At 70.6% G+C, this 23,628-nt stretch carries 20 protein-coding genes; 9 read left to right on the top strand and 11 right to left on the bottom strand.

The genetic code is table 11. The features are described from left to right. Positions 1-33: 33 nt before the first annotated feature. Positions 34-1,023: an asparaginase gene (locus tag ACLBWJ_RS13655; RefSeq protein WP_447660548.1), complete on the bottom strand. Its 990-nt coding sequence runs from the start codon at positions 1,021-1,023 to the stop codon at positions 34-36. A 52-nt stretch (positions 1,024-1,075) separates the two neighbouring features. On the opposite strand from ACLBWJ_RS13655, the gene ACLBWJ_RS13650 reads away from it, so the two are divergent. Further along, complete coding sequence (locus ACLBWJ_RS13650; RefSeq protein WP_112617254.1) at positions 1,076-1,555, top strand: OsmC family protein; 480 nt, start codon at positions 1,076-1,078, stop codon at positions 1,553-1,555. 9 nt (positions 1,556-1,564) lie between these two features. Here ACLBWJ_RS13650 and ACLBWJ_RS13645 read toward each other — a convergent pair whose 3' ends face one another. Both ACLBWJ_RS13645 and ACLBWJ_RS13640 read right to left on the bottom strand, forming a co-directional pair. Then, positions 1,565-2,368, bottom strand: a complete 804-nt coding sequence (locus ACLBWJ_RS13645) for a lysophospholipid acyltransferase family protein (RefSeq protein ID WP_447660667.1) — start codon at positions 2,366-2,368, stop codon at positions 1,565-1,567. Positions 2,369-2,495: 127 nt separating this feature from the next. Beyond that, the gene (locus ACLBWJ_RS13640; protein ID WP_447660547.1) at positions 2,496-3,920 is read right to left on the bottom strand and encodes a DUF222 domain-containing protein; all 1,425 of its coding nucleotides are present in this window, start codon (positions 3,918-3,920) and stop codon (positions 2,496-2,498) included. A 142-nt stretch (positions 3,921-4,062) separates the two neighbouring features. On the opposite strand from ACLBWJ_RS13640, the gene ACLBWJ_RS13635 reads away from it, so the two are divergent. Together ACLBWJ_RS13635 and dxr are read left to right on the top strand one after the other, a co-directional pair. Next, complete coding sequence (locus ACLBWJ_RS13635; RefSeq protein ID WP_274178787.1) at positions 4,063-5,040, top strand: FKBP-type peptidyl-prolyl cis-trans isomerase; 978 nt, start codon at positions 4,063-4,065, stop codon at positions 5,038-5,040. 57 nt (positions 5,041-5,097) lie between these two features. Continuing rightward, positions 5,098-6,183, top strand: coding sequence for a 1-deoxy-D-xylulose-5-phosphate reductoisomerase (dxr, locus tag ACLBWJ_RS13630; RefSeq protein WP_274178786.1), 1,086 nt, complete (start codon positions 5,098-5,100; stop codon positions 6,181-6,183). 9 nt (positions 6,184-6,192) lie between these two features. On the opposite strand, the gene pflA is transcribed toward dxr, so the two are convergent. The 5 genes from pflA to ACLBWJ_RS13605 form a co-directional block, all read right to left on the bottom strand. Then, positions 6,193-6,996: a pyruvate formate-lyase-activating protein gene (gene pflA / locus ACLBWJ_RS13625; protein WP_274179033.1), complete on the bottom strand. Its 804-nt coding sequence runs from the start codon at positions 6,994-6,996 to the stop codon at positions 6,193-6,195. Between the two features lie 14 nt (positions 6,997-7,010). Next, positions 7,011-9,284 (bottom strand): formate C-acetyltransferase, encoded by a 2,274-nt coding sequence (gene pflB / locus ACLBWJ_RS13620; RefSeq protein ID WP_404568735.1) that lies wholly within the window; start codon positions 9,282-9,284, stop codon positions 7,011-7,013. A gap of 182 nt (positions 9,285-9,466) precedes the next feature. Then, entirely contained in the window at positions 9,467-11,074 is a 1,608-nt protein-coding gene (locus tag ACLBWJ_RS13615; RefSeq protein WP_404568734.1) for a Mur ligase family protein, read from the bottom strand. Between the two features lie 66 nt (positions 11,075-11,140). Beyond that, entirely contained in the window at positions 11,141-11,842 is a 702-nt protein-coding gene (locus tag ACLBWJ_RS13610) for a DUF1775 domain-containing protein (RefSeq protein WP_404568733.1), read from the bottom strand. A gap of 56 nt (positions 11,843-11,898) precedes the next feature. Then, on the bottom strand, positions 11,899-12,486 hold the full coding sequence (locus ACLBWJ_RS13605) for a hypothetical protein (RefSeq protein ID WP_447660546.1): 588 nt from the start codon (positions 12,484-12,486) through the stop codon (positions 11,899-11,901). 56 nt (positions 12,487-12,542) lie between these two features. Between ACLBWJ_RS13605 and ACLBWJ_RS13600 the strand changes: the two genes are divergently transcribed. After that, complete coding sequence (locus ACLBWJ_RS13600; protein WP_404568731.1) at positions 12,543-13,847, top strand: M50 family metallopeptidase; 1,305 nt, start codon at positions 12,543-12,545, stop codon at positions 13,845-13,847. 25 nt (positions 13,848-13,872) lie between these two features. On the opposite strand, the gene ACLBWJ_RS13595 is transcribed toward ACLBWJ_RS13600, so the two are convergent. Further along, on the bottom strand, positions 13,873-15,810 hold the full coding sequence (locus ACLBWJ_RS13595; RefSeq protein ID WP_404568730.1) for an anthranilate synthase family protein: 1,938 nt from the start codon (positions 15,808-15,810) through the stop codon (positions 13,873-13,875). A gap of 238 nt (positions 15,811-16,048) precedes the next feature. On the opposite strand from ACLBWJ_RS13595, the gene ispG reads away from it, so the two are divergent. Both ispG and ACLBWJ_RS13585 read left to right on the top strand, forming a co-directional pair. Next, on the top strand, positions 16,049-17,179 hold the full coding sequence (gene ispG, locus ACLBWJ_RS13590; protein ID WP_023955151.1) for a flavodoxin-dependent (E)-4-hydroxy-3-methylbut-2-enyl-diphosphate synthase: 1,131 nt from the start codon (positions 16,049-16,051) through the stop codon (positions 17,177-17,179). 67 nt (positions 17,180-17,246) lie between these two features. Then, complete coding sequence (locus ACLBWJ_RS13585) at positions 17,247-18,323, top strand: hypothetical protein (protein WP_447660545.1); 1,077 nt, start codon at positions 17,247-17,249, stop codon at positions 18,321-18,323. A 15-nt stretch (positions 18,324-18,338) separates the two neighbouring features. Here the strand turns inward: ACLBWJ_RS13585 and pcp are convergent, their stop codons facing one another. Beyond that, the gene (gene pcp / locus ACLBWJ_RS13580) at positions 18,339-18,974 is read right to left on the bottom strand and encodes a pyroglutamyl-peptidase I (RefSeq protein ID WP_447660544.1); all 636 of its coding nucleotides are present in this window, start codon (positions 18,972-18,974) and stop codon (positions 18,339-18,341) included. Between the two features lie 135 nt (positions 18,975-19,109). Between pcp and ACLBWJ_RS13575 the strand changes: the two genes are divergently transcribed. Genes ACLBWJ_RS13575 through ACLBWJ_RS13565 form a run of 3 tightly spaced genes read left to right on the top strand, consistent with a single transcriptional unit; the run spans position 19,110 to position 22,644 of the window. Next, positions 19,110-19,646 carry an RNA polymerase sigma factor gene (locus tag ACLBWJ_RS13575; RefSeq protein WP_354450140.1) on the top strand — a complete coding sequence of 179 codons (537 nt, stop codon included), beginning with the start codon at positions 19,110-19,112 and terminating at the stop codon, positions 19,644-19,646. Beyond that, positions 19,637-20,836 (top strand): hypothetical protein, encoded by a 1,200-nt coding sequence (locus ACLBWJ_RS13570; RefSeq protein ID WP_274178776.1) that lies wholly within the window; start codon positions 19,637-19,639, stop codon positions 20,834-20,836. Before ACLBWJ_RS13575 ends, ACLBWJ_RS13570 begins: the two co-directional genes overlap by 10 nt. A gap of 50 nt (positions 20,837-20,886) precedes the next feature. After that, a complete protein-coding gene (locus tag ACLBWJ_RS13565) occupies positions 20,887-22,644 on the top strand; it encodes a proline--tRNA ligase (RefSeq protein ID WP_323986151.1) in 1,758 nt (585 codons plus the stop codon). Between the two features lie 114 nt (positions 22,645-22,758). Here ACLBWJ_RS13565 and ACLBWJ_RS13560 read toward each other — a convergent pair whose 3' ends face one another. Further along, entirely contained in the window at positions 22,759-23,568 is an 810-nt protein-coding gene (locus ACLBWJ_RS13560) for a DUF1206 domain-containing protein (protein ID WP_282501298.1), read from the bottom strand. Between the last annotated feature and the right edge of the window lie 60 nt (positions 23,569-23,628).

Genomic DNA, 23,628 nt, shown 5'->3' with positions numbered 1-23,628 from the left:
GCAGTCCTTTCTGCGCTCCCTCGTGAGGAGCCGCTACACCGTCGGCCGGATGATGCCGACGTTCTGTCCGCCGCCGAGCACGGTCAGCGGAAGATGAGAGATCACGCGGGCCACCGGCGCCGCTTCCAGCGCACCGGCCTTCACGAGGAGCGTGAGTGCGATCGCCGTCGCGGCTCTCCCGTTGCCGTCGAGCACCTTCAGGGCCACGGTGGTGCCGTCGGGGGCCACCATCACGAGCACACCCTCGGCACCGGTCTTCGCGAAGACGCCGAGGCGCTCGATCGCGACGGTATCGGGCCGGCCGGGGCCGTCGATCGTCCACGGGTTCTCGCGAACTGCTCGGACGAGGGCGCCGGCCATGCGGTGCAGCGCGAAGGGCGACCGCTCGCTCGCGGTGCCGATGCGCTGGATAGCGCGTCCGAGCGCGATGAGGCTCATCGCGTAGACGGGGGCGCCGCAGCCGTCGATCGCCATCGCCGACGCCTTGGTGCCGGTGAGTCGCTCGATGACCTCGCGGGTGTGAACCTGAAGCGGGTGGTCGGGGTCGAGGTAGGTGGTGGTGTCCCATCCGCTCGCGACGCAGGCAGCCAGCATCGCGGCGTGCTTGCCGGAGCAGTTCATCCGGATGCGGGTGGGGGAGCCGAGCTCGCGGACCATCTCGTCGCGCGTCGCGGTGTCGCCCGGCCAGGCGGGAGGGCAGCCGAGGTCGTCCTCGCCCAGCCCGACGTCGTTGAGGATGCCTCGGACGACGGAGACATGCCGGTCGGTGCCGGAGTGGCTGGCCGTCGCCAGGCCGAGTCGCTCACCCTCGAGAGAGGCCCCGGCGGTCAGGCTGGCGAGGGCTTGGAGGGGCTTGAGCGTCGAGCGCGGCAGGATCGGGGCGTCGACGTCGCCGAGGGTGCGGATCGGTGCGCCGTCGGCGCCCAGGACGGCCGCTGCACCGGCATGTCGCGACTCGATGAAACCGCTGCGCTCGACGACCGCGAGCTCGACAGCGGCGGGAACGGCGAAGGTCTGCGGCACCCCGACAGCCTACCGTCGCGGACCCCGCGATGCCGCGTGCCAGACTGTCCGCATGTTGGGTGAGCATCACTACTCCGTGCGGGCTGAGTGGACCGGCAACCGCGGCACCGGGACGAGCGGCTACCGGGACTATGACCGGGCCGTGACGTTGAGCATCGAGGGCAAGCCGCCCCTCGCCGCGTCGAGCGACAAGCCCTTCCGCGGAGACCCGAGCCGGTGGAATCCCGAGGATCTTCTGCTTTCGGCGCTCTCCGAGTGCCACCTGCTGTCGTATCTGCACGCCTGCGTGACGACCGGCGTCGTCGTCGTTGAATACACGGACGACGCCACCGGGATGATGCGCGAAGACGGGCGTGGCGGCGGTGCGTTCACGGAGGTCGTTCTGCGGCCCCGCGTCGTCGTCGCTGAGGAGTCGATGCGCGAAGCAGCCATCGCGGCGCACGCGCAGGCGAACGAATGGTGCTTCATCGCGAACTCGGTGAACTTCCCGGTCCGGCACGAGCCGACGATCGTCGTGTCGGGCGAGGGATGATTCGCTGCGTCAGCGGCGCTCGTGGGGCAGAGCCTGCTTGATCCGTTCGACGGCGTTCTGCGGCGGGGCCTCGTTGTAGGCGCCGGCGAGCTCCTGACCCGACAGGGCGTGGATCGCGGTCATGATCTCGTCGGTGGCATTGCGGCGCGCGCGACCGGAATCCGCCGACCCGTGGTGGCTGAGGTCGAGCGGCTCGCCGAATCGCACGGTGACGCGTGGGCGCAACCGCGGGAACTTGGCGCCGACGGGCATGATCTCGCTCGTGCCGATCAGTCCGACGGGGATGACCGGTGCGCCGGTCTGCAGAGCCAGGAAGGCGACCCCGGTGCGGCCCTTGTACAGGCGGCCGTCGAGTGACCGCGTGCCTTCCGGGTAGAGAGCCGTCGACCATCCCGCGTCGAGCATCTTCTTCTGCTGATCCAGGGCATCCAGCGCAGCCTGGCCGGCACCGCGCCGGACCGGGAACGCGCCGGCGGCGTAGAAGAACTCGCGCGAGAGCCACCCGCGGAAACCGGTGCCGTCGAAGTAGCTCGACTTCGCCAGGAACCGCACCGGACGCGGCGAGGCCATCGGGATGACGAAGGAGTCGATGAACGAGAGATGGTTGCTCGCGAGGATGACGGCGCCCTTGCGAGGGAAGTTCTCGCGGCCCTCGATGCGCGGGCGGTAGAGCATGCGCGCCAGCGGCGCGAGCACCCAGCGGCCGATCACGTAGGTGAGACCGATTCCGGGAACGGCTTCGACGGCGGCTGCGGCTTCTTCGTGCTCGCCGGGCTCGCCGGACTGCGGCTCGGTTGCGTCAGCGTTCACCAGACGAGGCTACTGCGGAACGCATAACTCCGTGGACATGTTGTCCCAGCGCGCGCACCCGCCGAGCGCGCGCGCCGAACTCGCGGAGCGCGCGCTGAACTCGCGGAGGGCGCGTCGAAGGGTGGACTCGTCAGAATGGCGGAACTCCCGGTCCGGGCGGAGCCGCGACGGTGAAGGCGACGAGCGGTGGTGGTGCGTCCTCGCGGTAGACCCGCCCCGTCGGTGATGTCCAGATCAGCCGTCCGCCGGGGAGTTGTCGTACTCGCCATCGGGTGTGGTGTTTGACGTCGTGATGGCGTTTGCAGAGGTTGGCGAGATTGCACACGTGGGTGGCACCGCCGTCGGATGCGGCGATGGTGTGGTCGAGTTCGCAGCGGATGGCGGGTTGCCGGCATCCGGGGAATCGGCAGTGCCGATCACGGGCCCGCAGCAGCCTGACCATGGCGGCGGTGGGCCGGTAGCTGTCGCACTCGAGCACGGTTCCCGTGACCGGGTCGGTCATCAACCGATCCCACGCGGTCGCGTTGCCCGCGAGCTCACGTGCAGTGGCGGCATCGATGGCGGAGCGGCCGGCCAGGTCAGCCGGCCCCTCGTCCTGACCCATCAGCGTGAGTGCCGATACCGCGACCTGCACGTGCGCGCGGATCGCCCCGAGGGTTCCGTTCCCGTCACCGGTGCCAGTCGGGTCGAGGGTCGGCGACCCGGCGAGGAGCAGGTCGGAGAACACATCGGCGCGCACCTGATCGATCGTGCGGGCATCGTCGACGAACGACGACCCGTCGCAAATCGTCGTATCGGCATGGAGCGCGCCACCGCTCGCGTCGGTTCGCGCGTCAGGGACGTCGGCTCGTGCTTCGGGGGCGCCCGCGCCACCCGCCGCGTCGCCCTGCACCCGCGCATTGATGATCTCCCGGGCCTGGCGCGTCAGCCGGTCCACGATTCCGTCGGCGATCACGGTCGGCAGCGTCGCGATCAGGTCCGACATCCCATCCGGCCCGGGCTGCACCCGCACGCACCGCCCCGCGGCGGCGTCTTCGTGCCGCTCGGTGAACGTCCGCGGGTTGATCCGCTCCGCCAGCATCCGCAGCGCTTCGCGCACCCGGTTGGGCGTCTCGCCCTCGCACTTCTCGATCGCGGCGCGTTCGAACTCCGCCCGGCCCTCTGCGGGCACGAGGCATCCGACCTCCTGAATCACCCGCACATGCCCGCGGACGATGCGCCCGTCCTCCCACGCGGCCATCGCCAGCGGGAAGTTGTCGACCAGATCCCGGGCCTCGTCGATGCGGCGCTGCAACGTCCGGTCGGTCGCGACGAACACCCCGGCGAGCTCCGCCGCGATCCCCCGCAGCGCCATCTCGCGCGCCTTGACCTTCTCGGACGCGCCCGCGGCCTGCTTCTCCGCGAGCACCGAGGCCGCGGCGAGCACCCGAACCTCACGCACCTGACCAGCCCGAACGACGTCCGCCGCTCCTTCGGCATCCGCGACCAGCTCCGCGAGCGCATCGACGTCTGCGTCATTGCCCATCCCGCCGCTCAACCCGCCATTCGAATGCATGTTCTAATATTCCCACGGACCTCCGACATCGCCCCGCGGTTCTCCACAGCCCGAAGGGGCACGTGCATCCGCCGCTCTCAGCGCACACCGATGCTCGTGCGAGAGGATGAGAGCTCCCACCCCCGATCGAAGAGGTTCTTCCGTGCGTCTGCGCCCGTTCGCCGCCCTGTCCGTCGTCGCCGTCTCGGCGCTTGCGCTCGCCGGTTGCGCGAGCGGTGACACGGCCACCGAGTCGCCCAGCCCGAACGCCTCCGGTGCGTCGGAGCAGTGCCTCGTGAACGCCCAGCCGGGGGAGTCCTCCGACAGCATCGAGGTCTCGGGGTCCGCACCCGAGCTCACGGCGAAGGTCAATCCGGGCCTCGAGCCCGCCGAGATCGAGCGGACGCTCACGACTCGCGGCGACGGCGAGGACCTCGTCTCGGGCGATCTCGTCTCCGGCTCCTACGCGATCTACGACGGCGCGACGGGCGAGCTGCTCGAGCAGTCGCGCGACACCTCTCCCGATGACTCCGGTCTTGTGCCGGTGCTGCTCGACCCGCAGCAGTACTCGGTGTTCGTCGCGGCTCTCGAATGCGCGCCGCTCGGCTCGACCGCCGCCCTCGCGATCCCCGGCTCGGCCTTCGGTCAGGATCGGACATCAGTGGTCGTCGTCGCCGAGGGGGTCGAGAAGCTTCCGACGCGAGCCGACGGCGCCGACCAGGCCCCCGTCGACGGAATGCCGACCGTCGCCCTGGCCGACAACGGCGCCCCCACCATCACCCTCCCCGGCACGGACGCGCCGACCGAGGTGCAGCTGGCCAACCTCAAGACCGGTGACGGCGCCACCATCCAGCCCGGTGACACCGCGTTCGTGCAGTACACCGGCGTGAAGTGGTCGGACGGCTCGGTGTTCGACTCGAGCTGGGACCGCGGCCAGCCCGCAGCGTTCGAGACGAATAAGGTCGTCGCCGGCTTCCAGCAGGCGCTCGAGGGGCAGCAGGTCGGCTCGCAGGTGCTCGTCGTTATCCCGCCGGCCGCGGGTTACGGTGCGCAGGAGGGCAGCGAGCTCCAGAACGAGACGCTCATCTTCGTCGTCGACATCCTCGGCGTCCAGCGCACCCCGGCCCCCGCCGCGGGCTGAGGTCACCCACCGCCGCGGCAACTAAACCGGCACACCCGCAGCACCTAGGCTGACGGCATGCGTCGCGTCCTCATCCTCGGCTCCACCGGCTCGATCGGAACGCAGGCGCTCGACGTCATCGACTCCCGTCGAGACCGGTTCGAGGTCGTGGGACTCGCCGCGGGCTCGAACGCTCGGATGCTGGAAGAGCAGGCGGCGCGGTTCGGTGTGACCCACACCGCACTCGGTGCGGCCGACGCGGAACGTCTTGTCCGTGACGTCGAGGCCGATGTCGTGCTCAACGGCATCACGGGGTCGGTCGGGCTGGGCCCGACCCTGGCCGCCCTGGAGTCAGGTCGCACCCTCGCGCTGGCGAATAAAGAATCGCTCATCGTCGGCGGCGAGCTCGTCACGTCGCTCGCTGCGCCGGGTCAGATCGTTCCTGTCGACTCGGAGCACTCCGCCATCGCGCAGGCGCTGCGGTCGGGCGAGCCTGACGAGGTCCGGCGGCTCGTGCTCACGGCATCCGGCGGGCCGTTCCGCGGCCGTTGCCGCGACGAACTGGCCTCCGTCACACCGGACCAGGCCCTCGCTCACCCCACGTGGGACATGGGACGCGTCGTGACCACCAACTCCGCGACCCTCGTCAACAAGGGGCTCGAGGTCATCGAGGCGCACCTGCTGTTCGGCGTGGAGTACGACCGCATCGACGTCGTCGTGCATCCCCAGTCCGTCGTGCATTCGATGGTCGAGTTCCTCGACGGGTCCACCATCGCCCAGGCCTCGCCGCCCGACATGCGCCTGCCGATCTCGCTCGGTCTCGACTGGCCGCGCCGGGTCGCGGGCGTCGGCGCTCCGCTCGACTGGACGCGCGCGAGCGCGTGGACCTTCGAGCCGCTCGACGACGCCGCGTTCCCGGCCGTCGCCCTCGCCAAACGCGTGGGTCGCGAGGGCGGAACCTATCCGGCGGTCTTCAACGCCGCGAACGAGCAGGCCGTCGAGGCGTTCCATGCGGGCGCGCTGAGCTTCCTCGGCATCGTGGAGACCGTCGAGCGCGTCGTCGAAGCGCACCGCCCGCCGAGCGAACTCTCGCGGGAGTCGCTCGCGGAGGCCGAGTCGTGGGCCCGGAACGCCGCTGACCGGGCGATCGGTGCGACGCGATGACGACCGCCGTCAGTAGACGGTGAGGCCTCGCGCGGCGAACTGACCGCGGACCCGGGCGAGCAGCTCGGCATCCGGCGTCGGTCGCCCGGCGAGCGGATAGGGGATGCCCAGACGCTCCCACTTCGACGTGCCCATCTGATGGAACGGCAGCACCTCGACCCGCTGCACGTTCTGCCACCGGGCGACGATGTCGGCGACGGCGTCGACGTTCTCCGCGGCATCCGTGAGTCCGGGCACGAGCACGAACCTGATCCACACCGGAGTGCCGCGGGCCGCGAGGCGGTCGCCGAACTCGATCGTCGGCTGCAGGTCGCGGCCGGTGACCTCGCGATAGGTGTCGGGCAAGCCCGACTTCACGTCGAGCAGGACGAGTGAGACGTCGTCGAGCAGCGCATCGGATGCCGCGCGGCCGAGGTTGCCGGAGGTGTCGATGGCGACGTGCACCCCGAGCTCGGCGGCGGCTCGGGCCAGGCGGGTGACGAAGGCCGACTGCTGCAGCGGCTCGCCGCCGGAGATCGTGAGCCCGCCGCCCGTCGCGCGGAAGACCGGCAGGTACCGGCGCAGCCGGGCGACGATGTCGTCGAGAGCGGTGAGCTCGCCGTCGCGCTGACGCCAGGTGTCGGGGTTGTGGCAGTACTGGCACCGCAGCGGGCATCCCGCGAGGAAGAGGGTCATCCTGGTGCCGGGGCCGTCCACGGAAGTGACGAGCTCCCAGGAGTGCACACTCGCGACGTGCCCGGACCGTCGTGCGGCGAGACGGTCATGACGGGGATCGCTCAGATCGGCGGTGCAGGCTTCGCCCGGCACCAGGATGGCGGACACGGGAGTCAGACCCCCGTGTGGAAGGTGCGGCTGAGCACGTCGAGCTGCTGCTCTCGGGTCAGTCGCACGAAGTTGACCGCGTAGCCGGACACCCGGATGGTCAGCTGCGGGTACTTGTCGGGATTGACCATCGCATCCTCGAGCGTCTCGCGCGTCAGCACGTTGACGTTGAGGTGGTAGCCGTCCGACGCCATCTGCGCATCGAGCAGCCCCACGAGGTTGCGCACCCGTTCCTCGGGCGTGCGCCCGAGACCGCTCGGCGTCACCGTCGTGGTCAGCGAGATGCCGTCCTGGGCCTGGTCGAAGGGCAGTTTCGCGACCGACAGTGCCGCCGCCAGCATCCCGTGCGTGTCGCGCCCGTTCATGGGGTTCGCGCCCGGGGCGAAGGGCTGACCGGCACGGCGACCGTCGGGGGTGTTGCCGGTGGCCTTGCCGTACACGACGTTCGATGTGATCGTCAGCACCGACTGGGTATGCACCGCATCGCGGTACGTCTGGTGCTTGCGGATCATCGACATGAAGTCCGACACCAGCTCGCGGGCGATCTCGTCGACGCGGTCGTCGTCGTTCCCGAAAGTGGGGAAGTCGCCGTGCACGAGGTAGTCGACGACGAGCCCCGACGCATCGCGCACCGGCTCGACGGTCGCGTACTTGATGGCCGAGAGCGAGTCGGCGGCGACCGAGAGCCCCGCGATGCCGCATGCCATGGTGCGCAGGACGTTGCCGTCGTGCAGAGCCATCTCGAGACGCTCGTAGGCGTACTTGTCGTGCATGAAGTGGATGCAGTTGAGCGCGTCGACGTACGTCTCGGCGAGCCACTCCATCATCACCCGGAAGCGCTCGCGCACGTCGTCGTACCCGAGCACGTCTCCCGAGACGGGGGCAGCGGCCGGTGCGATCTGCTTGCCGCTCACCTCGTCGCGTCCGCCGTTGATGGCGTACAGGAGAGTCTTGGCGAGGTTGACCCGAGCCCCGAAGAACTGCATCTGCTTGCCGACCGTCATTGGCGAGACGCAGCACGCGATGGCCGCGTCGTCGCCGCACAGTGCGCGGATGTGGTCGTCGGACTCGTACTGGATCGACGAGGTGTCGATCGAGACCTGCGCGCAGAACTCCTTGAAGCCGTCGGGCAGGGCGTCGGTCCACAGCACGGTCAGATTGGGCTCGGGTGCGGGGCCGAGGTTGTAGAGCGTCTGCAGGAAGCGGAAGGCGGTTCTGGTCACGAGCGTGCGTCCGTCCTCGCCGACGCCGCCGATCGACTCGGTCACCCAGGTCGGGTCGCCCGAGAACAGTGCGTCGTACTCGGGTGTGCGCAGGAATCGCACGATGCGCAGCTTGATGACGAGGTCGTCGACGAGCTCCTGGGCCTCGGCCTCGGTCAGGATGCCGCGCGCCATGTCGCGCTGGATGTACGCGTCGAGGAACGCGGTGTTGCGCCCGAAGCTCATCGCGGCGCCGTTCTGCTCCTTCACTGCGCCGAGGTAGGCGAAGTACAGCCACTGGATCGCCTCGCGGGCGGTGGCGGCGGGCCGGGTGATGTCGAAGCCGTACGAGGCGGCCATCTCGGTGAGCTCGTGCAGCGCGCGGATCTGCTCGGCGTTCTCTTCGCGCGAGCGCAGGATGTTCTCCGTCGAGGGGTGCATGTCGAGCTCCGCCCGCTCGACGTTCTTCGCCGCCACGAGTGCGTCGGTGCCGTACAGGGCGACGCGGCGGTAGTCGCCGATGATCCGGCCGCGGCCGTAGGCGTCGGGAAGGCCCGTGATGATGTGGCTGCTGCGGGCGCGGCGGACGGCCGGCGGGTAGACGTCGAACACACCGTCGTTGTGCGTCTTGCGGTACCGCGTGAAGATCGTCTCGAGGGTCGGATCGACCGGATAGCCGTACGTCTCCAGGGCGCCCTTGACCATGCGCCATCCGCCGTTCGGCATGATCGCCCGACGGAGGGGCGCGTCGGTTTGCAGACCGACGATCAGCTCGTCCTCTCGCCGGATGTAGCCCGGAGCGTGCGACGTGATCGTCGAGGGGGTGAGGGCGTCGACGTCGTACACGCCGCGCTCGCGCTCCGCCGGGAACATCTCGCTGAGCGTCTGCCAGAGCCCGGTCGTGCGGGCCGTCGGTCCCACGAGGAACGATGCGTCACCGGTGTAGGGCTCGTAGTTGCGCTGGATGAAGTCACGGACGTCGATGTCGTCCTGCCACGGGCCCGGGGCGAAGCCCGCCCACGCGGCGGGGACCGCGTCGTCGTCGTGTGCTGTCGTGGTCGGGATGACTGTGCTCATCGTGGGTCCTTCGTCCTGTCGGAAGGCCCGCCGGGGAGCGGGGAAGGCGCTGGTCGTGCCTGCCGCGGCGTGCCTGTGGCCGACGCTACGCCGCACCCGCAGGTGGTGGAGGAATCGTGCACGCGAGCGACAGGACGGCGGGAGACCCCTGATTTTTCACAGTGGTCCGACCACAAACGCGCTCAGTCGGCGTAAGGCACGGCCCAACTCGGTTCGGGCACGGGCCAGCCGGCGTCTCGGAGCGCGCGACGGGCGAGCTCCCGAGCGGAATACGGCGTGCGGACTCCGCGGATGTCGCGATAGTCCTGGTGTCCCGGCCCCGCCCACAGGATCGCGTCGCCTTCTCCGACGAGCGAGACGGCCTCGATGATCGCCTTCTCGGGCGGCGACGACTCGCGGATGTCGGCATCCGGTCGCGCTCGCCGAGCGCCCTCGAGGAGAGTGGCCCGGATCGCGTCGGGATCCTCGAACCGTGGGTGGTGGTCGGTAACGATCAGGATGTCGCTGCCGAGGACAGCGGTGGCACCCATGTCGTGCCGCTTGGTCTTGTCGCGATCGCCGTCGGCCCCGAAGACCATGACGACGGTCCCGGGGGTGACGCGCCGCACGGCGGCCAGGGTCTTCTCGAACGCATCGGGGGAGTGCCCGAAGTCGACGTACACGGCCGGGCCGCGGTCACCCGAGACGCGCTGCGTGCGCCCAGGCAGGTGAGCGTCGATGCGTCGCCCGTCCAGCACGCGCACGAGCTCGTCCCACGCGTAGCCGCCCTCGAGCAGCATGACGATCGCGAGGCCGGCATTCGCGGCCATGTGCCGTCCGATGACCGGAACCGTCGTGGTGAGCTGTCGTTCGTCCGGCCCGACCAGGCGGAACTCGGTGCCGCTCTGCCGCTCCGCGACGATCTCGACCGTCCAGTCCGCGGTCGCGGAGGGCGACTCGGCGATCGCGGGTGTGACGATCGTCGTCACGGGAATCTCGGCCCGCGCGACGATCTGGGTGCCGGCTTCGGAGTCGAGGCAGACCACGCCCCGCCGCGCACGGTCGGCACGGAACAGGGGGAGCTTGGCCTCGAAGTACTCCGCCATGTCGCGGTAGTCGTCGAGGTGGTCGTGCGTGAGATTGGTGAACCCGGCGACGTCGAAGACCACACCGTCGACACGGTGACGTGACAGTGCCTGCGCGCTCACCTCGACGGCGACCGCCTCGACGCCGCGTTCCCGCATGAGGGCGAGCAGCGCGTGGAACTCCGAGGCCTCCGGCGTCGTGAGCCGCGAGACGATGACCTCGCCCGCGATGTGGCGCTCGGCCGTGGACGACAGCCCGGTGACGGCTCCGAGCTGACCGAGGATGCCCTCGATGAGGTGCGACACGCTCGTCTTGCCGTTCGTCCCGGTCGTGCCGAAAAGAAGAGGAAGGCGGTCGTCACGGCCTGTGCCGTAGACCCAGGCAGAGAGCTCGCCCAGTCGGGCCCGGGGGTCGTCGACGACCACGATGGGCAGGCCGGCGTCGGCGGCGAGCTCGGCCCCGCGGGTGTCGGTGACGATCGCGGCGGCGCCCGTCGCGGCGGCCTGCGTCGCGAACTCGGCGCCGTGCCGCGCCGCGCCGCGGATCGCGACGAACGCTTCCCCCGGACGCAGGTCGGCCGTCGCGAGGGTGATACCCGTGACCGAGACGTCGGATGCATCGCCGACGATCCGGCCGCCGACGTGGGCGGCGAGCTCGGCCAGGGAGCGGCGCGGCGGCGTCTCGGGTCGGAGGACGGGAGGGAGGTTCGGGGCGTCGGTAGGCATTCCCACCATTGTCTCATCCCGGTTCCGGGGCGGCCGCGCCGATTGACGCGCCCGCCCCGGCTGTGCTCACGCGCGTCGGCGGGTGATCGCCAGGACGAGCGCCGCGGCCGCGAGGACGAGTGCGCCGGCCGAGAGCCAGAGCGGCAGCGGGTCGGCCGCGGGCGCGGCCGCGGCCGTCGCCTCGGCATCGGCCGCGTCGGACGTGCCCGCGGACGAATGGCCGCTCTCGGAGTGACCGCCGTGCGCGTCGGCTGCGGCCGCCCCCACAACCACGACGGGAGCGGGGTACTCGAGGTCGTCCGGGTCCTGGCCGTCCTCGGCGACCTGCACCCAGGCAGCCTCTCCTGCCTCGCACTGCTGCGTCACGGGGAAGGCGAAGCTCTCGCCCTCGGCCGATCCCGGGAAGATCACGTTCATGCCGGCGGAGGCCGCGTAGGCGTCGGGGATGGGCGCCACCGCCGTATACGTGACGCGCGTGGGGATGCCGTTCTCGCCCGCTTCGGTGGTGATGGTCCACGCGCCGTCGATGACGGGGGTCGCTCCCTGTGCCTCGGCGGGGATGTCGACGACGAGCGCCGTCGTGGGCGATCCGTCGCAGCCGTGGCTGAACGAGAAGTCGATGCGGGTCGAGCCGTTGGCGGCGACTTCCTCCGGCGTCACGTGGACGTGCGCGGAGGCGGCCAGCGGAAGGGCCAGGGCGAGGGCGGCGCCGGCGGTCACGCCGACGGCCAGGCGCGCACGGCGGCGCGCGGTGATGGTGAGGGTCATTGTCGTCTCTCGGAACATGCGGGCGGCGTCGTGCCGTCCGCTACGGGAAGGGGAGGTCACGCGGCGGCGACCGGCGGGCCCCGCAGCGACAGAGAGGAACGGAGACGACGTGCCGGGACGACGCGCGTGCTCCCGACGGCGGGACGCAGCAGGGGCGTCCGCGCGCGAACCGACGGCGACATCAGACGCACGAACCGACGGATGCCGCGATGGATGAGGCGCACGAGGCGCTCGCCGGCGACGAGCGTCGCGACGGTGACGGCGGCCGCGAGGACGTGCGTCGCGGTCATGTTCGTGCCGGAGGCGTGCGTGTGCGCGACAGGCCCGAGCGCGGCGAGCGTTCCGCCGTGGACGTGCCCGAGGGTCGCCGTCGGGTCAGTGGAGCCGGCGATGGAGAAGAACGTGTGGAACAGGCCCTGGCTCGCCAGCACGACGAGGCAGGTCCGCCATGCCGAGGGTGCCCTGCCGACGAGCCAGACGGCCGCGGGGGCCGCGAGCAGCGTCGCGACGACGATGAGCCAAAAGGGCGCGAGCCCGCCCGAGATGGTGTGGGCGGTGGCGGCGAAGACGGTGGCGATCGCGGCGGAGGCGGTTCCGCGCAGCGCGCGAGCACGCCGCACTGTCGCACTCTGCGCCCGCTCCATAGTGGGAGTTTACGGCCTGGGCCGATTCAAAGACTCGGCGGGTACTCTGAGCGGTCGTGACCGTCCTCGCTTTCGTCATCGGCGTCGTGCTGCTCGTCGTCGGGCTCGCCGTGTCGATCGCGCTGCACGAGGTCGGCCACCTCGTGCCCGCCAAGCTGTTCGGCGTGCGCGTCGGCCGGTACATGATCGGCCTGGGGCCGACGCTCTGGTCGCGGCGCTTCGGCGAGACCGAGTACGGCGTGAAGGCGCTGCCTCTCGGCGGCTACATCTCGATGTCGGGCATGTACCCGCCGGCACCCGACGAGCCCGACGCCGCCACCCGGCGCAGTGGTCGCTTCTTCGGGGCGATGGTGCAGGACGCCCGTCTCGCCAACGCCGAGACCCTCGTCGAGAACGACACGCGCCCGGCGTTCTACCAGCTCTCGGTGTGGAAGCGCATCGTCATCATGGTCGGCGGGCCGCTGATGAACCTCGTGCTCGCGATGGTGCTCTTCGGCATCGCGCTGAGCGCCATCGGGCTGCCGAGCGTCTCCACCACGATCGCCGGTGTGAACGAGTGCGTCGTTCCGGCCGGCGTCGAGCGCACGACATGCGAGCCCGGTGATCCCGTCTCACCGGCCGCGGCAGGCGGCATCCGCCCCGGCGACGTCATCGTCGCCGTCGACGGCACCGAGGTGTCGGGCTACGCCGAGGCGACCGCCATCGTCCAGGCGTCGCCGGGACGCACGATCCCGGTCGTCGTCGAGCGCGACGGCGACCGCGTGACGCTGGAGGTCACCCCGATCGCCGCCGAACGTCCCGTGACGACGGCGGACGGCACGACCGAGGTCCAGGAGGTCGGATTCGTCGGCATGACGGGAACGCGGATCAACGTGCCGCAGCCGATCTGGACCGGACCGCAGGCGGCGGTCGAGCGGCTCGGTGCCGTCGCGAGCGTCATCTGGCAGCTGCCGGTCAAGGTCTACGAGACCGGGGTCGCCCTCGTGACCGGCGGGGAGCGCGATCCCAATGGTCCGCTGTCGGTCGTCGGTGCCGGGCGTATTGCCGGGGAGGTGGCCGCGACCGACGCGCCGATTCAGGACCGTGCCTTCCAGGTGCTGAGCCTGCTCGGCTCGCTCAACATCGCGCTGTTCATCTTCAACCTGCTGCCCCTGCTGCCTCTCGACGGCGGACACGTCGTGGTGGCCCTGTGGGACGGGATCAAGCGCGCCTGGGCGAAGCTCTTCCGCCGCCCGCCTCCGCGCCCCGTCGACGCCACGAAGCTCGTGCCCGTCACCTTCGTCGTCGTGATCGGGCTCATCGTCATGGGCGGCACGCTGATCCTCGCCGACGTCTTCAACCCGATCTCGATCCTCGGCTGACGCGCTCGCCGCCGACGCGGCGCGATCAGGCGGAGACGGGCTCGAGCGCGAATCCGATGAGCCGCTCGAGTGTCGGCAGACCATCTCGCGACAGGATCGACTCGAGATGCCCCTGCACGGAGGCGTACCCCGGTCCCCGGAGCGCGTACACGTCACCCGACGACGGGTCCGCCGCGATCTCGGTGTCGCCCAGGCGTTCGGTGCCGGGGGCGACGCGTGCCGTGAACGTGTTGTAGAAGCCGATGGACGCGGGTTGTCCGAACACGTCGACGCTCTTCTGCAGGCCCTGATGGGGCGACGCGAGGGGGGCCAGCGCGATCCCGAGCCGGTCGGCCAGGATCTGGTGGCTCAGGCACACCGCGAGCAGCGGCCGCCCCGCCTCGGCCCGGCGGGCGACGAGTTCGCGCATGCGCGCGATGCGAGGGCTCGCGTCGTCTCGCGGATCGCCGGGGCCGGGCCCGAAGACGACGAGCCCCGCGTCGTCGACCGCGGCATCTGTGACCTCGTTCCACGGAGCGATGCGCACCGAGAATCCGAGGTGGCGCAGCTGATGGCCGAGCATGGTGGTGAACCGGTCCTCGGCGTCGACGACCAGCACCTCGCGGCCCGCGTAAGGACCGCCGTGCGCCGCCTGCGGGTCGAGCCAGAACTGCGCGAGCCGCGCGTTGCGCGAGGAGAGGAGGGCGGCGATCGTCGGGTCGTCGCCGAGTCGCGGACGATGCGCCGCGGGCGCGTCTTCGTCGACGGCCGCGGTGTCGGCGATGGAGGCGGGCGCCTCGTCACGGTCGACGGCGCCGATCGCGCCCAGGACGCCGGCCGCCTTGCCGTGGGTCTCGCCCACTTCGCCCGCCGGGTCGGAGTGCCGCACGAGCGTCGCTCCGACGGGCACGCGCAGCCGGCCGTCGACGAGATAGGCCGTGCGGATCAGGATGGGGGCGTCGAGGTCGTGGCCGCCTCCCGCCGCGGGGGTGAAGAGGGCGGCGACACCGGAGTAGTAGCCGCGGGGCGTCCGCTCGTGCCGCGCGATCACCGTGCACGCGTTCTGCATCGGCGACCCCGTGACGGTGGGTGCGAACATCGTCTCCCGAAGGATGTCGCGGGGGTCCATGGTGCTCGAGCCGCGCAGCATGTACTCGGTGTGGGTCAGGCGCGACATCTCCTTCAGATGAGGGCCGGTGATACGGCCCCCGTCGGAGCAGACCGCAGACATCATCTTCAGCTCTTCGTCGACGACCATGAACAGTTCCTCGGTCTCCTTGGTGGAGGAGAGGAACTCCGTCAGCGTCTCGGCGGTCGCGCCACCGCGGGGATGGCGGAAGGTGCCGGAGATCGGGTTCATCGTGACGATGCTCGTGCCGGGCTCCGCGGGCGCCCCGCTGCGCGCGCTGACATGGGCCTCCGGGCTGGCGCCGACCGCGACGTGACCGTCGGTCACGACGAGGAAGGTCCAGTAGGCGCCGCGCTCGTGCTGCAGCAGCGCCCGGAACCAAGTGAGGCCGGCGGTGACGGCATCCGTCTCGACCGTCGCGGTGAAGTCGCGCCGGATGACGAAGTTGGCGCCCTCGCCGCGGCCGATCTCGTCGGCGATCACGCGACGGACGATGTCGGCGTAGTCCTCGTCGGAGATGTCGAACCCGGCGTCCTCGAGCGGCACCCGCTCCGACGGCAACTGGCGCAGTGCCTCGGCCAGGGGCAGGGAATCGTGGTCGGCGACACGCAGGCAGCGCAGCGGTGCCCGGTCGTCGTGGCAGACGAAGCCGCGTTCGACGACCTGGCGGAACGGCACGAGGGCGAGCACTTCGCGCGGTGTGCCGTCGGGATCGTCCAGCGGGATGTCGGCGAGCCGGTCGACGTCGACGACGTCGCCGCGGAGCACCTCGACGGTCGCCCCGTCGCGCGCGATGAGCGCGAAGGGCGCACCGCTCGCCGCGAGATCGGTCAGGGTCGGGAGAGAACCGGTCATCGTCGTCTTTCTTCGTCGGAGCGCCCGCCCCACGAAGAAGACCGCCGGGCCTTCAACGCCGGGCGGTCTGAAACGTGTGCACGTCGAACACACCGCCTAGGCGGTGTGCCACCAGGAGAGGCGCGTGCGCATGGGCCGAAATTATCACACCCGCGCCGGGGACGCGGTGTCGCGCGGCTCCCAGCCCGTCTGCGGCGGTGCCGCGTAGGCTGTGCCCGTGCCAGCTGTCAATCTCGGGATGCCCCAGGTTCCGGACGTCCTCGCCCCTCGCCGCAAGAGCCGGCAGATCCGCGTCGGGAAGGTGCTCGTCGGGGGAGGAGCCCCCGTCAGCGTGCAGTCGATGACGACGACGCCGACCACCGACATCAACGCGACGCTGCAGCAGATCGCCGAGCTCACGGCATCCGGCTGCGAGATCGTGCGCGTGGCCGTTCCCTCGCAGGACGACGCGGATGTACTGCACATCATCGCCAAGAAGAGCCAGATCCCCGTCATCGCCGACATCCACTTCCAGCCGAAGTACGTCTTCCAGGCGATCGACGCCGGATGCGCCGCGGTGCGCGTGAACCCGGGCAACATCCGGAAGTTCGACGACCAGGTCGGTGCGATCGCGAACGCGGCGAAGGCCGCCGGCGTCTCGCTGCGCATCGGCGTCAACGCCGGCTCTCTCGACCGGCGCCTGCTCGAGAAGTACGGCAAGGCGACGCCGGAGGCCCTCGTCGAGAGCGCGGTCTGGGAGGCCTCGCTGTTCGAGGAGCACGACTTCCATGACTTCAAGATCTCGGTCAAGCACAACGACCCGATCGTCATGGTCAAGGCCTACCGGCAGCTCGCCGAGCGCGGCGACTGGCCCCTGCACCTCGGGGTGACCGAGGCGGGGCCGGCGTTCCAGGGCACGATCAAGAGCGCCACCGCGTTCGGCATCCTGCTGGGCGAGGGGATCGGCGACACCATCCGCGTCTCGCTGTCGGCGCCGCCGGCCGAGGAGGTCAAGGTCGGACACCAGATCCTGCAGTCGCTCAACCTGCGGGAGCGCAAGCTCGAGATCGTCTCGTGCCCCTCGTGCGGGCGTGCGCAGGTCGACGTCTACACGCTCGCCGACGACGTCACCGCGGGTCTGAAGGATGTCACCGTGCCGCTGCGCGTCGCTGTCATGGGCTGCGTCGTCAACGGGCCGGGCGAGGCGCGGGAGGCCGACCTCGGCGTCGCGTCGGGCAACGGCAAGGGGCAGATCTTCGTCAAGGGCGAGGTCATCAAGACTGTGCCCGAGTCGGAGATCGTCGCGACCCTCATCGAAGAGGCCCGCCGTATCGCCGACGAGCTCGGTCCCGACGCGCCGCTCGGCACGGCACAGGTCGTCACCGCCTGAGATCGGTTCCATAAAGCTTCGACGGCGGATGCCGCTGTCGGCATGTCGGCCCTGCCAGGCTGACCGCATGCTCCGTCGTCCTGTCGCGCTTCTCTCCCTCGCGCTCGCCGCCGCCCTTGTGGCGGGGTGTGCTCCCGTGGAACGCACGGCGGAGACGCCGACGCCCTCAGCGCCGAGCGAGATGCCGGCCTCGCCGACGCCGACGCCGACGCCCACGCCGAACCTGGAGCCGGTTCGCGCGTTCGACGGCGACTGCGATCGAATGCTCACGACCGAGCAGCGCGACGAACTCCTCGGGGTCGGGGCGCTCACTCGGGCCGAGCAGTACCTCGCGTGGGACGCGGATCGTCCGGTGGAGGTCGACGTCGAGCCCCTCGGGACTCTCGGTGGCCTCGCCTGCACGTGGTTCGCCGCTGACGGCGCGGATCTCCCCGAGGGTGTCGGAAACCTCACGTTGACCGTGGTCCCCGCAGCCGAGGTGAGCAACGAGTTCGCAGCGCGCTACTCCGTGGCGACCTGCGAGCCCAGCTACGACGCCAACCACTGTCGTCTCGGGCGCGTGGTGGACGACGTGTGGGTCGGCGCGAATGCCGGCTGGGGCGCGGTCGAGACCCCGGACGAGCTGCTGGGTGCAGCCATCGAAGCGGTCGCCGCCAACCTACCGACGGCGACGCAGCCTCGGCGCGCTGCCGCCACCGATGACGTCTGGCCGGTTCCCGACTGCGTGTGGCTCGGCGAGGCCATGGGCCTCGAGGAACTGATCGGTCCGTATCGCCACGGCTACTGGGAGGGTTCCGAGCAGCCGGAGGAGGTCCTGCTGGCAGCGGCGGGTGTCTTCCGAGCGTGTCCGCTGTTCTCCGACGGCGAGCGGATAGATTACGAGACGGACGAGTTCCACATCCTCTCGCCGCAGGTCGCGCCGGGCCTGGGGTGGCAGTGGGACGAGTTGCGCGGGCGGGCGGCGGAGTCATCGGTTGTCGAGCTGGACGTGGCCGGTGCGACCGACGCCTTCGCCACAGATTGGGGTTACGGCTCGTACAAGGCGTTCGCGACCGACGGAGTGAACGTGGTCAGCCTCTACGACGAGAATCTCGACCTCGCAGGGCAGGTCCTCGGGCGAATGCTCTCCGCGCTCTCGAGCTGACGAGGCAGCTGCCTCTCACCAGATGGAGCCTGCCGCGTACGAGTGGTCCACCTCGGTGTCCAAGGAGGTGCGGATGGCGATGCGCAACGCTTGCGCAATGTCCGAGAGCGGCAGCGACGGCTGGCCCTCGGGTGCGTTCTCGGTGGCGTAGGGAACGTGGATGAAGCCGGCGGCGCGATCGCCCGGCTCGCCGCCATCCAGGGCCGTGAACATCACGTCATTGCAGACGAAGGTGCCCGCCGAGTATGAGACCGAGGCGGGGATGCCCGCCGCCATGATGTCCGCGGCGATCGCTTTCACGGGCAGCGTCGCGAAGTGTGCGTCGGGCGCGTGCCCGACCGACGGCTCGTCGACGGGCTGCTCGCCGCTGTTGTCCGGGATTCGCGCGTCCTTGAGGTTGAGCGCCACTCGTTCGACAGCGATCCCCGTGCGGCCCCCGGCCAGGCCGGTCGCGATGATGACGTCGGGGGAGTGCTCGATGATGAGCTCGAGCAGCTGCAACCTGGCCCCGTGGAAGGTCACCGGCAGCACCGCCATGACCAGGTTCTCCGGGCCCGTCCAATGGTCGGCGACCAGGTTCACCGCGTCCCCCGATGGGTTCGTCGCGTCTCCGGCGAACGGCTCGAATCCAGTCAGCAGCACGGTTCTCATGAGTTCAGGCTAGGCGGCCGCTCCGACATTCGACCGGGGCGAGTCGCTGCTCCACGGCCTCCGGCACGGTCGTCATCCGCTCAGATTAGTTCGCACGACCGCGAACCTTCTCGGTGGTGCCGGACACTGCATGGTGTGGGAGATGATGAGGCCGCTGCATGGCAGCGACTGCGGGCGGGCGACGAGTCCGCGCTGGGAGACCTGTTCGACAGATACGAGTCGCGACTGTTCCGGCACGCGACCCGGCTGCTGACCGATCGCGAGGATGCGAAGGACGCGGTCGCCATCGCGTTCTTCGAGCTCTGGCGCAAGCGCGCGAGCGTGCGCCTGGTCGACGGGTCGCCGCTGCCGTGGCTCTTGACGACCGTCGCGAACGCGGCTCGCAATCTCGAGCGAGCGGGGCGGCGCTACCGAGCGCTGCTGGCGAAGACCCCTGCGGCGTCCGCATCCGCGGCACCGTCCGCCCACGACGAGAGCGGTGTACTCGCGGCGCTCAAGCAGCTGCCGGCCGGTGAGCAGAGCGTCGTCGTCCTCAGCGTGCTCGAGGGCTACCCGGAACGCGACGTCGCGCAGACCCTGGGCATCCCGGTCGGCACGGTGAAATCACGCCTCTCACGGGCGAAGAGCCGGCTACGAGACGAGATGACGGCGTTGGAGGCATCGTGGACCTGAACGATCAGCTCACCCCGAACGAGCACGGCGATCTGCGCGATCGTGTCGTCGGGGGTGTGAAGCGGCTGCGCGCCGCCCGCGCGCGCCGCTCGCGCATCGTCGCGGGAGCGGCCGCGTCCGCCCTCGTGGCCGTCGTCGTCGCAGGCGTCGCCTTCGCGGCCCTCCGCCCGGACGACCGCATCCTGACTCCGGTCGAGACGTCCACGCCGACGCCGACGCCCACACCCACGCCTTCCCCCACTCCGACGGCGGAGCCTTCGCCCACCCAGACAGCGACTCCGGATGCGGAGCCGCAGCTGTCCGCGCCGACCATGGCCTTCAGGGGCGATTGCACACAGGTGTTCGATGCGAGCGCGCTCTCGTCGGCTGTCGGGGTCGAGCTCGGCCCCGCGACGGACCTCAGCACGCCCGAGGTCCGGACGCTCGGCGGTCTCGATTGCTCGTGGGAATCCAGCACTTTCGAATCCGTGCAGGTGTCCGCCCTCCCCGCGGACGTTGTTCCCGCGAGCGTCGTCTCCACGTACTCCGACACGGTCTGCGAAGGTTTCCGCTACGACAGCGAGGGTTGTCGTCGGGCGGTGTCCGATGGCGACACCTGGATGCTCGTGACGGTCAGCGGCGTGTTCGGTAACGCTGACGGGGTCAGCAATGACGTCGTCACGGCCCGACTCGACGCGGTTGCCCCGCTCTTCATGTCAGCCCTCGAGAATGCCGGTCGTCCGATGCCGGCGGCGCGCACTTCCTCGTGGTGGTCTCCGACGACGTGCGATGAGCTGCGGGAACGGGTCTCGGTGGCCGACATCCTCGGCACGACCGACTTCGTCGAGGGGTACCCCTCGGCTTTCGGCACAGACGTTCACATCGAGATCGCGCGCGACGCGGGGCTCGGCACCGTCTGCCGCTGGTACGCGCCGAACTCAGCCCGTCTCGACGCGGTCATCGTGACGATCTATCCCGGAGGCGCATGGGAATGGAATCGACTCGCCGCAGGTGACGGCCGACGCGACGTCCCGGTGCCGGTCGACGTCGCGGGCGCGACCGAGGCCGTGCGGGGCGTCGGGGCTATCCGTCCTGACAGCTCCTACCTCCTCGCGACAGATGGCGTGAACGTCGTCGAGATCATGGAGGCGCCGGACGTCGTGGATGCCGCGGAGCGCGTGCTGTCGGCGATGCGGGACGCGGCGGGGTGAGGAACGATCGCGCGCGCATCGCGGCCCCGCGGCATCCGTAGACTCGACTCGTGGTCACCCGTATGTCGCACCTGTTCCTCCGCACGCTCCGTGAAGACCCCGCGGGCGCCGAGGTCGCCAGTCACAAGCTGCTGATCCGCGCCGGCTACATCCGACCGCAGGCGGCGGGCATCTTCGCCTGGCTGCCTCTCGGCCTGCGCGTCAAGGCCAAGATCGAGCGCGTCGTGCGTGAGGAGATGGCGGCGGCCGGTGCGCAGGAGGTGCACTTCCCGGCGCTGATGCCGCGCGAGGCGTACGAGGCGACGGGACGCTGGGAGGAGTACGGCGACCTGCTGTTCCGCCTGCAGGACCGCAAGGGCGGCGACTACCTGCTCGCTCCGACCCACGAGGAGGCCTTCACCCTCCTCGTCAAGGACCTCTACTCGTCGTACAAGGACCTGCCGCTGACGATCTACCAGATCCAGGACAAGTACCGCGACGAGGCCCGTCCCCGTGCCGGCCTGCTGCGCGGCCGCGAGTTCACGATGAAGGACGCGTACTCGTTCGACGCGAACGACGCCGGGCTCGAGGCGAGCTATCAGGCCCAGCGCGACGCGTACGAGCGCATCTTCCAGCGCCTCGGTCTCGAATACGTCATCGTGCAGGCGGATGCCGGGGCCATGGGCGGCTCCCGCTCGGAAGAGTTCCTGCACCCGACCCCCGTCGGCGAGGACTCGTTCGTGCGATCCGCGGGCGGGTATGCCGCGAACGTCGAGGCGTTCACGACGGTCGTGCCCGAGGCCGGGCCGATCGACGGGCTGCCGGAGCCGGTCGTCTTCGACTCGCCCGACACCCCCACGATCGAGACGCTTGTCGCACACGTCAACGCGAACCTCGAGGGTGAGTTCACCGCGGCGCATACGCTCAAGAACGTCGTGCTCGCCCTCACGCACCTCGACGGCACGCGTGAGCTCGTCGTCGTGGGCCTGCCCGGCGACCGCGACGTCGACGACAAGCGTGTTGAGGTCGCCTTCGCGCCGGCCGAGGTCGAGCCGGCGACGGCCGAGGACTTCGCCAAGAACCCGCTGCTGGTCAAGGGCTACATCGGCCCCTGGTCGCCCGAGGGCCCGGTGCTCGGCGAGGAGTCGGCCACCGGCATCCGCTACGTCCTCGACCCCCGCGTCGTCGACGGGACCTCGTGGATCACGGGCGCGAACATCGACCAGAAGCACGTGCACTCCCTCGTCGCGGGCCGCGACTTCACGGCCGACGCGTTCGTCGAGGTCGCCACCGTGCGCGAGGGCGACCCGGCGCCCGACGGCTCGGGCCCGGTCTCGATCGCGCGGGGCATGGAGATCGGTCACGTCTTCCAGCTCGGCCGCAAGTACGCCGAGGCACTGGGGCTGAAGGTCCTCGACGAGAACGGCAAGCTCGTCACGGTCACGATGGGCTCGTACGGCATCGGTGTGACCCGCATCCTCGCGATCATCGCCGAGCTCAACAACGACGAGCGTGGACTCATCTGGCCCGCGTCGGTCGCTCCGTTCGACGTGCACGTCGTGGCGACCGGCCGGGACGCCGCGGCCTTCGAGCTGGCCGAGCAGCTCTCGGGCGAGCTCGAGGCGACGGGCCTGGAGGTCGTCTACGACGACCGCCCGAAGGTGTCGCCCGGCGTGAAGTTCGGCGACGCCGAGCTGGTGGGCGTGCCGCGCATCCTCATCGTCGGGCGCGGCGCGGCCGACGGCCAGGTCGAGCTGTGGGACCGTCGGACGGGCGAACGCGAGACCCTCGCCGCGGCCGACGCGGTCGCGCGACTCACCGCCCGCTGATCTCAGCACCCGGTCGCCGGATGCCGCGCAGGTTGCGGCATCCGGCGCACGTGTTCCTGCGCTCGACAGGCCGAGGTGCGCCCGCAAGCGGGCAGCCGCCGAGAGACCCGGGGGTCAGAGGTCGGCGTAGCGCGCGCGGAAGACCGTGAACACGCCGTAGGCGATGAGCCCGGCCCCCACGACGACCACGATCTCGGGGCCGAAAGCCAGGTCGAGCAGCGCCCGGATCGCAGCATCCAGGCTGCCGGCCTGGTCGGCGCGCGAACGCACGGCGGCGACGATGAGCACACCGCCCAGCGACCCCAGAGCAATGCCCTTCGCGATGAAGCCGAGGATCCCGAGGCCCTCGACGGCGCGACCGACCGCTCCGTCGGGGATCGTCATCTTCGAGTGGAAGGAGCGCCGCACGCCCATCACGACGAAGACCACTCCCGCGATCGCGACACCGGCCCCGACGAGCACGATCGCGAACACGCCGCCCGGAAGCGCGAGGATGCCGCGGCTCGCGTCGCGCGCGGCTTCATCGGCCTGCGGGCGTGCGCCGAGCGCCACGGCGGCGGACAACCCGCCGAAGAACAGGAACACGACGGCCTGTCCCCATTCCGAGACCCGCAGCCCCCAGACGGCGGCGCCGCGCCGGCGCCGCGAGGCCAGCATTCCCTCGGCGAGATGCCACACGCCCAGCGCGGTCAGGAGAGCGGCTGCGGCCCACAGCGCGACGAACCCGAGCGGAAGCTCGGCGACCGCGCGGAAGGCTCCCGTCTGGTCGGCGTCGCGGTCGCCGCCGAAAGCGACCGCGACGATGAGCGACCCGATCAGCAGGTGCACGAAACCGTTCGCGACGTAGCCGCCCCGGGCGAGCACGCGCGCCGCGGGATGCCGTTCGACGGCGCGCGCCGCGTCGTGCACCCCGTGTTCGGCCATCCCGCGAGCCTACGACGGCACGGGCCGGAGAGGGCGGCGGCGGGCCGGGACGCGACGGAT

The sequence above is a fragment of the Microbacterium sp. M4A5_1d genome, from assembly GCF_053345465.1.
This window is presented reverse-complemented; position numbering and strand designations above follow the sequence as displayed.

Excerpts from the sequence above, each read along its gene's own strand:
- ACLBWJ_RS13560 (WP_282501298.1), bottom strand. The coding sequence starts at position 23,568 with ATGGCCGAACACGGGGTGCACGACGCGGCGCGCGCCGTCGAACGGCAT.
- ACLBWJ_RS13585 (WP_447660545.1), top strand. The coding sequence starts at position 17,247 with ATGCTCCGTCGTCCTGTCGCGCTTCTCTCCCTCGCGCTCGCCGCCGCC.
- ACLBWJ_RS13615 (WP_404568734.1), bottom strand. The coding sequence starts at position 11,074 with ATGCCTACCGACGCCCCGAACCTCCCTCCCGTCCTCCGACCCGAGACG.
- ACLBWJ_RS13610 (WP_404568733.1), bottom strand. The coding sequence starts at position 11,842 with ATGACCCTCACCATCACCGCGCGCCGCCGTGCGCGCCTGGCCGTCGGC.
- ispG (WP_023955151.1), top strand. The coding sequence starts at position 16,049 with ATGCCCCAGGTTCCGGACGTCCTCGCCCCTCGCCGCAAGAGCCGGCAG.
- ACLBWJ_RS13605 (WP_447660546.1), bottom strand. The coding sequence starts at position 12,486 with ATGGAGCGGGCGCAGAGTGCGACAGTGCGGCGTGCTCGCGCGCTGCGC.
- ACLBWJ_RS13650 (WP_112617254.1), top strand. The coding sequence starts at position 1,076 with ATGTTGGGTGAGCATCACTACTCCGTGCGGGCTGAGTGGACCGGCAAC.
- pcp (WP_447660544.1), bottom strand. The coding sequence starts at position 18,974 with ATGAGAACCGTGCTGCTGACTGGATTCGAGCCGTTCGCCGGAGACGCG.
- ACLBWJ_RS13595 (WP_404568730.1), bottom strand. The coding sequence starts at position 15,810 with ATGACCGGTTCTCTCCCGACCCTGACCGATCTCGCGGCGAGCGGTGCG.
- pflB (WP_404568735.1), bottom strand. The coding sequence starts at position 9,284 with ATGAGCACAGTCATCCCGACCACGACAGCACACGACGACGACGCGGTC.
- ACLBWJ_RS13640 (WP_447660547.1), bottom strand. The coding sequence starts at position 3,920 with ATGCATTCGAATGGCGGGTTGAGCGGCGGGATGGGCAATGACGCAGAC.
- dxr (WP_274178786.1), top strand. The coding sequence starts at position 5,098 with ATGCGTCGCGTCCTCATCCTCGGCTCCACCGGCTCGATCGGAACGCAG.